This is a genomic window from Corynebacterium sp. HMSC30G07 (genome assembly GCF_001806945.1).
In the GTDB taxonomy this organism is placed as follows: Bacteria; Actinomycetota; Actinomycetes; order Mycobacteriales; family Mycobacteriaceae; genus Corynebacterium; species Corynebacterium riegelii.
The window spans coordinates 145,338-157,478 of sequence record NZ_KV786467.1; the positions used below are offsets into that span (position 1 = coordinate 145,338).

General features: G+C 60.1%; 12 protein-coding genes. 10 read left to right on the top strand and 2 right to left on the bottom strand.

The genetic code is table 11. The annotated features are described in order from the left end of the window. Position 1: 1 nt before the first annotated feature. The 4 genes from HMPREF3104_RS07170 to HMPREF3104_RS07185 are packed head-to-tail and all read left to right on the top strand — an operon-like array spanning position 2 to position 4,249. On the top strand, positions 2–1,204 hold the full coding sequence (locus HMPREF3104_RS07170; protein ID WP_070494966.1) for a lipase family protein: 1,203 nt from the start codon (positions 2–4) through the stop codon (positions 1,202–1,204). Between the two features lie 10 nt (positions 1,205–1,214). Continuing rightward, the gene (locus HMPREF3104_RS07175) at positions 1,215–1,700 is read left to right on the top strand and encodes an FxsA family protein (protein WP_052204337.1); all 486 of its coding nucleotides are present in this window, start codon (positions 1,215–1,217) and stop codon (positions 1,698–1,700) included. Continuing rightward, a complete protein-coding gene (lnt, locus tag HMPREF3104_RS07180) occupies positions 1,701–3,221 on the top strand; it encodes an apolipoprotein N-acyltransferase (RefSeq protein ID WP_070494967.1) in 1,521 nt (506 codons plus the stop codon). An 8-nt stretch (positions 3,222–3,229) separates the two neighbouring features. Further along, a complete protein-coding gene (locus tag HMPREF3104_RS07185; protein WP_070494968.1) occupies positions 3,230–4,249 on the top strand; it encodes a polyprenol monophosphomannose synthase in 1,020 nt (339 codons plus the stop codon). On the opposite strand, the gene HMPREF3104_RS07190 is transcribed toward HMPREF3104_RS07185, so the two are convergent. Next, on the bottom strand, positions 4,236–4,613 hold the full coding sequence (locus tag HMPREF3104_RS07190; RefSeq protein ID WP_052204342.1) for an RNA polymerase-binding protein RbpA: 378 nt from the start codon (positions 4,611–4,613) through the stop codon (positions 4,236–4,238). The genes HMPREF3104_RS07185 and HMPREF3104_RS07190 overlap by 14 nt on opposite strands. A 101-nt stretch (positions 4,614–4,714) precedes the next feature. Between HMPREF3104_RS07190 and HMPREF3104_RS07195 the strand changes: the two genes are divergently transcribed. Together HMPREF3104_RS07195 and HMPREF3104_RS07200 are read left to right on the top strand one after the other, a co-directional pair. After that, positions 4,715–5,062 carry a hypothetical protein gene (locus tag HMPREF3104_RS07195; RefSeq protein ID WP_070494969.1) on the top strand — a complete coding sequence of 116 codons (348 nt, stop codon included), beginning with the start codon at positions 4,715–4,717 and terminating at the stop codon, positions 5,060–5,062. A 3-nt stretch (positions 5,063–5,065) separates the two neighbouring features. Then, positions 5,066–5,752, top strand: a complete 687-nt coding sequence (locus tag HMPREF3104_RS07200; protein ID WP_070494970.1) for a YceI family protein — start codon at positions 5,066–5,068, stop codon at positions 5,750–5,752. Positions 5,753–5,892: 140 nt separating this feature from the next. Here the strand turns inward: HMPREF3104_RS07200 and HMPREF3104_RS07205 are convergent, their stop codons facing one another. Then, entirely contained in the window at positions 5,893–7,179 is a 1,287-nt protein-coding gene (locus HMPREF3104_RS07205; protein ID WP_070494971.1) for an SAM-dependent methyltransferase, read from the bottom strand. Positions 7,180–7,286: 107 nt separating this feature from the next. Here HMPREF3104_RS07205 and HMPREF3104_RS07210 point away from each other — a divergent pair, with 107 nt between their 5' ends. The 4 genes from HMPREF3104_RS07210 to pflA all read left to right on the top strand — a co-directional run bounded on the left by HMPREF3104_RS07210 (position 7,287) and on the right by pflA (position 12,139). Beyond that, positions 7,287–8,636: an NAD(P)/FAD-dependent oxidoreductase gene (locus HMPREF3104_RS07210; protein ID WP_070494972.1), complete on the top strand. Its 1,350-nt coding sequence runs from the start codon at positions 7,287–7,289 to the stop codon at positions 8,634–8,636. Positions 8,637–8,880: 244 nt separating this feature from the next. Further along, on the top strand, positions 8,881–10,974 hold the full coding sequence (locus tag HMPREF3104_RS07215) for a pyruvate formate lyase family protein (protein WP_052204351.1): 2,094 nt from the start codon (positions 8,881–8,883) through the stop codon (positions 10,972–10,974). Positions 10,975–11,011: 37 nt separating this feature from the next. Next, positions 11,012–11,263 (top strand): autonomous glycyl radical cofactor GrcA2, encoded by a 252-nt coding sequence (gene grcA2, locus HMPREF3104_RS07220; RefSeq protein ID WP_052204353.1) that lies wholly within the window; start codon positions 11,012–11,014, stop codon positions 11,261–11,263. Next, on the top strand, positions 11,264–12,139 hold the full coding sequence (gene pflA, locus HMPREF3104_RS07225) for a pyruvate formate-lyase-activating protein (RefSeq protein WP_070494973.1): 876 nt from the start codon (positions 11,264–11,266) through the stop codon (positions 12,137–12,139). Positions 12,140–12,141 lie beyond the last annotated feature (2 nt).

Consider the following 12,141-nt stretch of genomic DNA (forward strand, 5'->3'; position numbering starts at 1 on the left):
CTTGTTTACACCGATCGCACGCACGGCATTGGGGCTGGCGGGAAGCGTATTTGTGCTTCGCCCACGCACAGACCCTGAGTTCGCGGCCGCTACCTGGCTTGCTGGCGCGCGCCCAGGACAGCTCTTGGCGGCTGAAACGATCAGCCCGATAGGCCTTGGTGGTCGGATGAACCCGGCCAAAGCGTGGCGCATCAGCTACGCAACGAGTGATCGCGATAGCCGCGTCTTAAGCGCAACCGGAGCCGTATTCCGATCGCTCTCGCCGTGGCGGGGTGAAGGCGAGGCACCCACGGTTGCGTTTGCCCCCTCCACACAGGGGGTCGCGCCGCGTTGTGATCCTTCCTACACCTGCACCGTGGGTTTCAGCACCCGTCGCAGTCCTTTGGACGCCATCGCGGCGTATGAGCAGCCGGCGATCAACCTGTTGTTGGCGTGCGGCGCGAACGTGGTGGTCACGGACTACCCGCGTGATCCCGAAGACAACGTGCAGCTGTATTGCGACCACGTCTCATCAGCTCGCGCGTTGGCTGACGCGCTGCGGGCATCATCCGAGCTTGGTATAGACACCACCAACCTCGGCCTGTGGGGGTTTTCCCAAGGCGGCGGCGCGGTAGGTGCCTGGCTTGAGCAGCCGGAGTACACCCCTGAACTGCAACCGCTTGCGGCTGTAGTGGGCGCCCCGCCGGCCGATCTGATCGCCATGCTGGACCATGTGGACGGGGCAATGTCCTCTGTTGTCATCCTGTACGCGGTGGCGGCACTCATGGCCGCGGATGAGCGGATTGCTGGCGAGATCACCCCATACCTGAGTGGGGAAGGGGTGCGCGCTGTCATGCTCGGTGCGCAGGTATGTGCGGCAGGCGCGGTGTTGCACAGGCCGTGGGCGCAGACAAGCACATGGACCACTACCGGCCAAACTATGGCTGAGCTGTTGGCAGACTTGCCGCTGACATCGGCACATCTTGAGGCTTCCCGGCTCGGGTCGCGCCGCCCGCCGCGTATCCCGATCCGCCTGTGGGCTTCGCTTTTCGACGACCTCGTGCCCCACCCAACCGTCACCACCCTCGGCAGCGCCTGGGGCGTGGATGTGCATACGCGGCGGCTGCCGCGCATTCTGGGGCGCACCGGTATGAACCACTTCGGACCGTACTTCGCGTGGCTCAGCCGGGATGTGCGTTGGCTGCTAGCACAGCTTGGCGGGTAGCCTATGGCACATGCCGCTGCTTATGTTTGCGTACTTTGCCGTTGAGATGCTGGCGTTTTGGGGAGTTGCCAAAGCAATCGGGGTGGGTTGGGCGCTCCTTTTGGTTCTAGCGTTGATGGCGCTCGGGGCGTTTGCCGCCAGCTTGTCGCTTCGCGCTGCCTTGGCGCGCGCAGCACAAGGGCGTTCATCTGTTGGCCGATTGGCAGGCGATAGCGCACTGCTGTTGGCGGGGTGGGCGCTGTGTATCGTGCCGGGGTTCGTGTCCTCGTTTGTGGGGTTGCTGTTGATTTTGCCGCCGACGCGCGCGTTGATCCGCGGCGTGTTGACGGCGCGTGTTCGCCGCGACATTGAGCAAGTGGGCATGCGCGTTTATGAGTCGGCTCCGATGTCTCGCTACCGCACCAGCTACGGAACGTTCACCCCGGAAAAGGACACGTCCCACGAGGTTATCGACGCCGAGGAACTGGAAAAGTGGTACCGGATGGGGGACGACTAGGTGCTGGCGTTTTACCGCATCACACTGGCAGCCCTTGCTGGCTGGCTAGTGTATTTGTCCTATGAACCGCATGGCTACTGGTGGTGCGCCATTGCCGGTATTGCGCTGTTGTTCCTGGCGCTATCGCCGTGGTCGCCGAAGGTAACCGGCAAGATTGGGCTGGCGGGTGCTGCGCAGGAGCGTCCGAGTGCCGCCTTTGGCGCGCTGCTCGGGTTTGTGCACGGTGTGGCGTGCTACCTCTACTTGTTGCCGTGGATCGGCGAATTTGTCGGAGCGATGCCCTATGTTGCGCTGAGTATCACGATGGCGCTGTACGCTATTATGACCGGCCTCTTTGGGGTGCGCGTGGCGCGCACCCGCTACGGCTTCCTTACGTTTGCACTGGTGTATGTGGCAGTGGAGTTCATCCGCTCCTCTGTGCCTTTTGGAGGGTTTGCGTGGGTTCGCCTTGCCTGGGGGCAGATCAATGGACCGCTGGCTTCGCTTGCCGCGTGGGGTGGGCCAGTGCTAGTTACCTGTGCCACGGTGATTGTTGGCGCGAGTCTATGCGCCCTGGTGCTTCGTTCAGGACGTGCGCGTGTGGCTGCGGCTGCAGGTGTCGTCGCGCCACTTCTGCTCGGCTTGGGTGCTTGGTTGGGGGTGGACTCCCCGTCGAAAACCAGCGACGAGGTGACGGTTGCCGCAGTGCAAGGCAACGTGCCAAGGCTTGGTCTGGACTTCAACGCGCAGCGCCGCGCGGTGCTGGCTAACCACGTCAATGAGACGCTCAAGCTTGCTGGCACCCATGTTGACTTCGTTATCTGGCCCGAGAATTCATCTGACGTCAATCCGTTTACGGATGCTGAGGCTGCGCAGCTCATTGACTCCGCCGTACAAGCTGTGGGCGCGCCGATCATGGTTGGCACGCTGACCCGTGACCAAGTCGGGGCCCGCAACACCCAAGTCGTCTTCGACCCGGTGACAGGACCCGGCGATATGCACCACAAGCGCTTCCTCCAGCCGTTTGGCGAATACATGCCGATGCGGGATTTCTTCCGCAACTTCTCTGACCTTGTGGACTTGGCGGGCGACTTCAAGCCAGGGGATGGTCCGGGCGTGGTGCGAATCGGCAACACCATCCTGGGTGTAGCCACCTGCTACGAGGTCGCGGAGGACCCCGCCTACCGGATGGCGGTGAAAAACGGCGCCCAAATCTTGGCCACACCTACAAACAACGCCACCTTCGGCTTCACCGACATGACCTACCAACAGTTGGCGATGAGCCGCATGCGCGCCATTGAGTTGGACCGTGCGGTCGTTGTCGCCGCAACCTCGGGTGTGTCTGCCATCGTGCACCCGGATGGTTCTGTCTCCCAGCAGACGGAGATCTTTGAGGCCAACCACCTTGTAGAAGCATTGCCGCTTCGCACCGGACTGACTCCGGCTGCCCGCTTTGGCGCGGTGTTGGAGTGGCTGCTTGTGCTTGCAGGTGCTGCGGCGGTGCTGCTGGCACGTCGCGAGTATGCTGCAAATGTTAACTAACCTGAACAATGCTTAACGCTAAAGGAGCTTCCGACGTGTCGAATTCGACTCTGGTGATCATCCCCACCTACAACGAGGTGGAAAACCTCCCGTTGATTACCCGCCGAGTCATTGAGGCTGCACCCGATGTTGACGTCCTTGTTGTGGACGACAACTCGCCCGACGGCACCGGAAAACTTGCGGACGATCTGGCGGCAGAACACGACACGATCCACGTGTTGCACCGCACCGCCAAGGATGGTCTGATGGCCGCCTACCGTGCAGGGTTCCGCTGGGCGCTTGAGCGCGACTACCAGGTCATTTGCCAGATGGATGCGGATGGCTCCCACGCCCCGGAGGAGCTTGCACGCCTGCTGGAAGCAATTGAGAACGGCGCGGACCTAGTCATCGGGTCTCGCTACGTTGATGGCGGCGAGGTGACTAACTGGCCGCAGCAGCGCTACCTGCTGTCCAAGTTGGGCAACCGCTACATCTCCGCGGCGCTGGGGGAGGATGTCAATGACCTCACGGCTGGCTACCGCGCGTTTCGTCGTGAAGTACTCGAGCAGCTGGATCTCAACGAGCTTTCGCCGAAGGGCTTCATTTTCCAGGCGGAGGTTGCACACAAGGCGGGCCAGGCAGGCTTCGACGTTCGCGAAGTGCCGATTACGTTTGAGGACCGCACGCTCGGGGAGTCCAAGCTCAACGCGAGCTTCGCAGCGACCTCACTGGCTGAGGTGACCAAGTGGGGAGTGGCGGAGAAGACCACCTCTGCCGCCAACCTGCTCAAGGAAGTGGGCGCGCTTGCGCAGTACGAATTTGAGCGCTCCGCTCTGTCGCGCACCGGTGAGCGCTTGGGTTCTGCCGCAGAGAAGGCAGCCACTACGGTTGGGGAGATGTACAAGCTGGCGAAGTACGAGCTGAAGAAGTCCCCGCTGGCCAAGGCACCAAAAAACGCCGCCAACCTTGTCGGTGACGGCGTTGCGGCGGTTGGTGAGTTCACCAACCTAGCCAAGCACGAGTTGAAGCGCGCGACTACTGGCCGTTAGCGGCCTGCTGCTCCTTGGCAATGCGCGCTGCGTTACGGCGACGCTTGCGCAGCTGCTCCAAACGCTCCTCGAGGAGCACATCCAGCTCCTCGATGCTGCGGCGCTCACGCAGCATGTCCCAGTGGGTACGCGGCGGCTTGGCTGGCTTAGCTTCGACGCCTTCGCCCTCCATCAGGATGCCGATCTGGCCGTTTTTGCACATCCACTCTTCGGGAATCTCGGCATCGTCCGCGAACGGCACCTCGTAGACCTCACCGTTGGGGGTCTTGTATTTGGCCATTTGACGCGGCGCGAGGTCGTGGTCGCGGTCCGTTTCGTAGCTCACAGCGCCCATTCGGCTGCCGCGCAACACGCGATCTGCCATGCTCTCACAGTCCCTTCATTTGCTGCAACGATTAGTGCGATCGATTAAGTATAACGAGGAAGCTTCAAGGATTGTTCCCGGCTGTACTAGAATGTTTGGGCGTGGCAGCCCAGACCAGTTTTACCGACAGGGCCGCACCTGCTTGTCAGTGGTGCGGGAAAGAGCTGGCGCCGCAGGAGGGGAGAGGCAGGAAACGGAAATACTGCAGCCCCAGTTGCAAGCAGCGTGCGTATGAGCAAAGGCATAATATTGCTGGTACGGCGGTTGCTGAAGGCTCCGTTGTACTGCGCCCGGAGCGCGTAGGAGAGCTTCGCGATGAGCTGTATGCGCTCAAGTGCGCCGCGGAAGATATTGCAACGGCAGCTGCGGAAGGGGCAAAGGCAGACGAAATTCGTCACCTTTGTGACGAATTAGTTGAGCTGGCCACACACATTGAAAAGCTGAGGTAGAAGGTGCAGACGAAACAAAAGGTTCTGATCGCGGTAGTCTCCGTATTTGCCGTATTTGCGCTGTTCATTGCATTTGTTCCGCTAGCAATCAACATGCTTGGCAGTGGCGTAAAAACGGAAGGTATCGATCATTCGGCACTGAAGCCAAGTTCAACCGACATTGATGGCGAATGGAGCGTGAGCAACCGCCCAAACGCAAACCGTTCGGCGGCCGGATTCACCTTCAATGAGGTGCTGCCCGGTGAGCGCAGGGAGACCTCGGGATCCACGAACGGTATTACCGGATTTGCAACCATTGAGGCCGGCACGCTGACCGCCGGCAAGATCACTGTGGACATGACGAATATCACCACAGACAGCGATGTACGTGATAACAATGTCCGTCGCAAGATTTTCCATACTGATCAGTTCCCGGAATCCACGTTTGAGCTCACTGAGCCTGTCGACGTCAGCGAGCTACCCACAGACGCCAACGTCGGAGAGGTGACGCTTACGGGCGACCTGACCATCATGGGGACAACGAACTCTGTGACGCAGACGTTTGAGGTTGCGCGTTCCGGCGACAACCTGATTATCGCGGGCGACATTCCGATTAACCGTTTGGATTACGGTGTGGACACGCCGGAGTTTGTCGCGGCAAAGATTGCGGAGGAAGGCGAGATCAACATCCGCATCAACCTGGCCAAATAGTCACCCTTAACGTCACGTTACGTTATTGGGGGTATATGGCTGCACCTTTCTGCAGTGCGGCCATTATCATTATTTGTCCGATAATGTACATTATGTCAAGTAACGTTAGTGGGGTCGTGCCCCTAGTCCCGCCCTTCGGCCTAGCGCCCGCGACGCCGGCGCCTAACCATGGTCAGCTGTGTCAAGCTCAGCATCCCCTCTCGCGCCAACGCCTCGCGCAGCGCCAGCTGCCAGATCCACAGGCGCCGGTACACAACGTCAAACCCATCGGCCGCCGCGTCGCGCAGATTGCCCTCAAAGGTTCGGCGCTGCAACGCCAACGATTCAGCCAGGTGCTCCGGCGCTCGCGTCTCCGCGATGATGCGCAGTCCGGTGTTCCGGTCGGTGGTTTTGGCGATGTCGTGTGACGTCGAAAAGCTTAAGCCCGGCCAAATGTATGCCCGCAGCGATTCGAGGGCCGCAACGGCCGCCGACGGCAACCGCTCCACACACACCACCGTTTGTATACACACCATACCGCTTGGAACCAGGGAGTTATCAAGCAAGCGCAGGAACTCCCCCTTAGCCTTCTCCGGCAGTGTCTCAAGGTGCTCCACGCTCACAATGGCGTCATACGCACCGTGGGCAGCTTCGCCCAAGGTCTCAACCCGCACAGCATCGGCGACACCCGCAAACGTGAGTTGTTCACGCAGCTCCGCAGCTGCTTGGTCAGAATTTGCCACGCAGTCCACGGTCGCGCCACGACGGCTCGCCGCAACCGCCAGCGCAGAGCCCGCCGCGGGCCGAATCTGCAGGTGGATGCCTGTTCCGGCATGCACTGCGCCAAGGAGCATCGCGGCACTGCGGGCTTGTGCATCGCTCAAATCCCCGCGCCCTGCATCCAACGGTGTGGCGAATTCCGTCACATCGACGAAATGTTTTGCAGGTTCATGTCGACGCCCCGCGCCGCGCGCAAAGGATTTCACCAGCTCACGCTGCGTGGTAGGCACACCTGTCGAAAAATGCCCCTGAAATGGGCTAACGCCATCGCCGGAGAAATGGCTAATCAGGTCTGGCGGCAGCTCATCAGCAGCCCTACTGGGTGAAATTCGTGGGGTTTTCGGACAGTACTTTGCCGCGATGAGGCCGCGCAGCACGGCCACTAGCGCGTCAGAGTCTGCCGTCTCCCACTCTCCTGCCAGGTATCCCTCCGCAAGGCCAATCCAGCCACTAGCAGCAATTCGCGCAAACACATCCGCATGGGCAACTACCAGCGCGGGTTCATCGCCATCAAGGGCAAGCCCTGCCTGGGAAGCCGCCTTGGCAAACGCTGCCTCGGCACGCCTTGATCGCAGTGCGGCACCACGTATGTGTGGTGGCGTAGCTACTCCAGGCCATGCGGATGCATCCACACCCACAAGGTGATCGGCGGCGCTGTTGACTGTCATTGCATTCACCTTAGTGCCGCTAAGTGCCCTCACTGTGCTATAACCCGGGATGGGGGCGTAGTATCTACCGGGGTATTTTCAGCTTCAATCACAAGGAGTGCTTCAACATGGCAGCAACGCCATACCGCCCTACTGGTAACCGCCACCACGTAGTCATCGTCGGTGCCGGTTTCGGTGGCCTTTATGCAGCCCGCGAGCTCGCGGGTGCCGACGTGGACGTAACGCTTATCAACCGCACCAACCATCACCTGTTTGCTCCGCTGCTCTACCAGGTGGCAACTGGTCTTCTATCCTCTGGCGAGATCGCGGTATCGGTGCGTCAGCTCACCCGCGGCATTGACAACCTCACGGTTATGCGCGGCGAGGTCACTGACATTGATACGGAAGCCCAGACCGTCACCGCCGTTGACGGTGGTGAGGAGCGCGCTTACGCGTATGACTCCCTGATCCTGGCTGCCGGCGCTGGCCAGTCCTACTTTGGCAATAACCACTTCGCCGAGTTCGCACCGGGTCTGAAGACCCTGGATGACGCGTTTGAGGTCCGCGCACGCATCATGGATGCCTTCGAGCGTGCCGAGCTTGCTGCAACGCCTGAAGAGCGCGAGGAGCTGCTCACTTTCGTCATCGTGGGCGCTGGCCCGACCGGTGTTGAGCTGGCAGGCCAGATCTCTGAGCTCGCTCACCGTTCCTTCGAGCAGGGCCAGTTCACCTTCCGCCCGGAGATGACCAAGATCGTGCTTATCGACGGCATGCCGCAGGTCCTTCCGCCATTTGGCAAGCGATTGGGCAAGAAGGCTCAGCGCCAGCTGGAGCGCGAAGGCGTAACTGTGATCCTCAACGCCTTGGTATCCAATGTGGACGCAGAGTCCGTGACCTACAAGGACACCAAGACCAATGAGGAGACGACCATCAAGGCTGCGACCAAGATCTGGTCCGCTGGTGTTGAGGCTTCCCCGCTGGGCCGTATTGTGGCTGAGCAGACTGGCGTTGAGGTCAACCGCAACGGCACCGTCCAGGTCAACCCGGACTGCTCCGTGGGTGACAAGCGCAACGTGTTCATCATCGGCGACATGATGAGCCTGAACAAGCTTCCGGGCGTTGCCCAGGTGGCTATGCAGTCTGGCGAGTACGTGGCCAAGATCATCACAGAGCAGGTTGAGCACGGCGTGGAGCCGGATCAGCGTGACCCGTTCAGCTACTTTGACAAGGGTTCCATGGCGATCATCTCCCGCTTCAACGCTGTGGTGAAGATGGGCAAGGTTGAGTTCAGCGGCTTCATTGGCTGGTTGATGTGGCTGTTCGTCCACGTTCAGTTCCTGCAGGGTCTGCGCAACCGCGTGGTCACCTCGTTTACGTGGCTGCTCAACGCGCTGAACTCGCGTCGTTACAACCTGGTCACCACCAATGGCCAGTTGCTGCAGCGCGTGGCGCGTGAAAACACGGAGACCGAAAAGTAGCCGAGGCCGAAAGCTGGCCAAGGCTAGCAGCACTCAGCTCCCCCGCCCTCACCATGAGGGCGGGTTTTCTGTGCCAAACGTCACGCCATTCGTATTACCTAAAGGGGCCGGTTTTCTTTATACTTGGATGTGAGCGGCACGCGCGTGGCGTCGTCAAGCGGGAATTGCCCAAGCGCAGCCGCAGGAACACTTCAATAGTCAACAGAAGGACCGTGCAACTGTGACAGTTTCTACTCAGCCGCAAATGCAGCACCAAGCATGGGAAGGCTTCACGCCGGGCCCGTGGATGGAAACAATTGACGTCCGCGACTTCGTGCAGCGCAACTACACCCCGTACGACGGGGACGCTTCGTTCCTTGAAGGCGCTACCGAAAAGACGCTTCGCCTCTGGGACTATCTAGACAAAACCTACCTCGCTGTTGAACGTGAACGCCGTGTGTATGACGTAGATACGGACACGCCTGCAGACATCGACGCGTTTGCCCCGGGCTACATCTCCGAAGATGATGATGTGATTGTTGGCCTGCAGACGGACACCCCAACCAAGCGCGCCATGATGCCGAACGGCGGCTGGCGCATGGTCGAGCAGGCCATTAAAGAAGCCGGCAAAGAGGTCAATGAAGATGTGAAGAAAATCTTCACCCACTACCGCAAGACACACAATGACGCGGTGTTTGACATTTACACGCCTCGCATCCGTGCGGCACGTTCCTCCCACATCGTCACGGGCTTGCCGGATGCCTATGGCCGTGGCCGCATCATTGGTGACTACCGCCGTGTGGCGCTCTACGGCGTGGACTACCTCATTGAGGAAAAGCAGCAAGCCAAGGACGCCTCGCTTGCTAACGGGTTCTCCGAGCATTGGGCGCGCTACCGCGAGGAACACGCCGAGCAGATCAAAGCGCTGAAGAAGCTGAAGAAGATGGCCGCGGACTATGGCTTCGACATCTCCGGACCGGCTTCCACCGCTAAGGAAGCAGTGCAGTGGACCTACTTCGGCTACTTGGCGTCAGTCAAGAGCCAGGACGGCGCTGCCATGTCTATTGGCCGCCTCTCCCCTTTCCTGGATGCCTACTTTGAGCGCGACCTGGCCAACGGCACCCTGACCGAGGTTGAAGCTCAGGAGATCATCGACGCGCTGGTAATCAAGCTGCGCATCGTGCGTTTCTTGCGCACCGAGGACTATGACCAGATCTTCTCCGGTGACCCGTACTGGGCTACCTGGACGGACGCAGGCTTCTCCGAGGACGGCCGCCACCAAGTAACCAAGACTGCGTTCCGCCTGCTGCAGACGCTGCGCAATCTTGGCCCGGCACCAGAGCCGAACATCACGATCTTCTGGGACCCGCAGCTGCCGGAGGGATACAAGGAATTCTGCGCCGCGATTTCCATTGAGACGTCCTCGCTGCAGTATGAGTCTGACAAACAGATTCGTGACAAGTGGGGCGATGACGCCGCCATCGCTTGCTGCGTGTCTCCTATGAAGGTGGGCAAGCAGATGCAGTTCTTCGGCGCGCGCGTCAACGCGGCGAAGGCGCTGCTGTACGCCATCAACGGCGGCCGCGATGAGGTCAGCGGCAAGCAGATCACCGATGGCGACCACACGCCGATTCTTGGCGACGGCCCACTGGACTTCGACGAAGTCTGGCAGAAGTACGAGGAAATGCTCGACTGGGTTGTGGGCACCTATGTTGAGGCGCTGAACATCATCCACTACTGCCACGACCGCTACGCCTACGAGTCCATTGAGATGGCGCTGCATGATTCTGACATCATCCGCACCATGGGCTGCGGTATTGCAGGCCTATCCATTGTGGCTGACTCACTCAGCGCGATTAAGTACGCCAAGGTCTTCCCGGTTCGTGATGAGACCGGCCTAGTGGTGGACTACATCACCGAGGGTGAGTTCCCGTTCTACGGCAACGACGATGACCGTGCGGACGACATCGCTGCCACCGTGGTGCACACCGTGATGCAGAAGATCAAGGCGATCCCGATGTACCGCGACGCCATTCCGACGCAGTCCGTGCTGACCATTACCTCCAACGTTGTCTACGGCAAGGCCACCGGTTCGTTCCCGTCCGGGCACAAGGCCGGTACTCCGTTCGCGCCGGGCGCAAACCCGGAAAACGGTGCCGATAACCACGGCATGGTTGCCTCCATGCTGTCGGTTGGCAAGCTGGACTACAACGATGCGCTGGACGGCATTTCGCTGACCAACACCATCACTCCTGCTGGTCTTGGCCGCAACAAGGAAGAGCAGGTAAAGAACCTGGTTGGTGTCTTGGACGCGGGCTTCATCATGGACAACGCTGACACGACCATCCAGCCGGCCTAATCCCCCACTTCACACAGATAAAGGAGCACTTCGAACAATGTCTACCCCTACTTTTGACGAGCGTCTCGCCTCCATGAAGGCATCCCGTGCTGCAAACAACATGGAGTCTGGCCTGTACCACGCCAACATTAACGTGTTGGACGAGTCCACGCTTGAAGATGCGATGGAGCACCCAGAGAACTACCCGAACCTGACGGTGCGCGTTTCCGGCTACGCCGTGAACTTTGTCAAGCTGACGAAGGAGCAGCAGCGCGACGTCATTTCCCGTACCTTCCACCAGGGCGCGTAAATGGCGTTTGATGGCACCAGCGGCGTTGTCACGCTTCAGCCCGAACAGGGTGAACGCGTGCGCGGCGTCGCTGCCGGTTTAGGTGGGCTATCCACGGATGATTTGGAGATCACCCGCCCAGAGTTGCTCGACGCACGCCGTACCGGCGAGATCGGCTTGATCCACTCGTGGGAGTTGGTGACTGCGGTTGACGGCCCGGGCACCCGTTTGACGCTCTTCCTGTCTGGTTGTCCGTTGCGGTGTAAGTTCTGCCACAACCCGGACACGATGGAGATGAAAGAGGGCACTTTGGAGCGTATCGACGCTGTGGTAAAGCGCGTCCTACGCTACAAACCTGTGTTCAACGCCTCCGGTGGCGGGTTAACGCTGTCGGGTGGTGAGCCGCTGTTCCAGATCGCGTTTACCCGTCGTCTGCTCAAGGCGGTGCATGACGCGGGCGTGCACACCACGGTTGATACTTCCGGTTACTTGGGCGCGCGACTAACGGACGAGGACTTGGACAACATCGACCTGTTCCTCTTGGACGTGAAGTCTGGTGATCCGAACACCTATGAGCACGTCACTGAACGGCAGTTGCAGCCGACGATTGAGTTCGGTGATCGTCTTCACGCAAAGGGCAAAAAGGTCTGGGTACGTTTCGTGCTTGTGCCGGGCCTGACGGATGGTGAGGACAACGTGCAACAGGTCGCTGACATCGTCGCACGCTGGAAAGGCACCGTTGAGCGTGTAGAGGTCCTACCCTTTCACAACATGGGCGCGGACAAGTGGAAGAAGATTGGTTTGGACTACCAGTTGGAGGACACGACTCCCCCGACAGCGGAATCTTTGGAACATGTGCGTTCAGTATTTCGCTCCCGTGGCCTGACAGTTTTCTAACC

Coding starts and splice junctions, on each gene's coding strand:
- HMPREF3104_RS07210 (WP_070494972.1), top strand. CDS start 7,287: ATGGCAGCAACGCCATACCGCCCTACTGGTAACCGCCACCACGTAGTC.
- HMPREF3104_RS07175 (WP_052204337.1), top strand. CDS start 1,215: ATGCCGCTGCTTATGTTTGCGTACTTTGCCGTTGAGATGCTGGCGTTT.
- grcA2 (WP_052204353.1), top strand. CDS start 11,012: ATGTCTACCCCTACTTTTGACGAGCGTCTCGCCTCCATGAAGGCATCC.
- HMPREF3104_RS07185 (WP_070494968.1), top strand. CDS start 3,230: ATGCTTAACGCTAAAGGAGCTTCCGACGTGTCGAATTCGACTCTGGTG.
- HMPREF3104_RS07190 (WP_052204342.1), bottom strand. CDS start 4,613: ATGGCAGATCGCGTGTTGCGCGGCAGCCGAATGGGCGCTGTGAGCTAC.
- HMPREF3104_RS07205 (WP_070494971.1), bottom strand. CDS start 7,179: ATGACAGTCAACAGCGCCGCCGATCACCTTGTGGGTGTGGATGCATCC.
- pflA (WP_070494973.1), top strand. CDS start 11,264: ATGGCGTTTGATGGCACCAGCGGCGTTGTCACGCTTCAGCCCGAACAG.
- HMPREF3104_RS07215 (WP_052204351.1), top strand. CDS start 8,881: ATGCAGCACCAAGCATGGGAAGGCTTCACGCCGGGCCCGTGGATGGAA.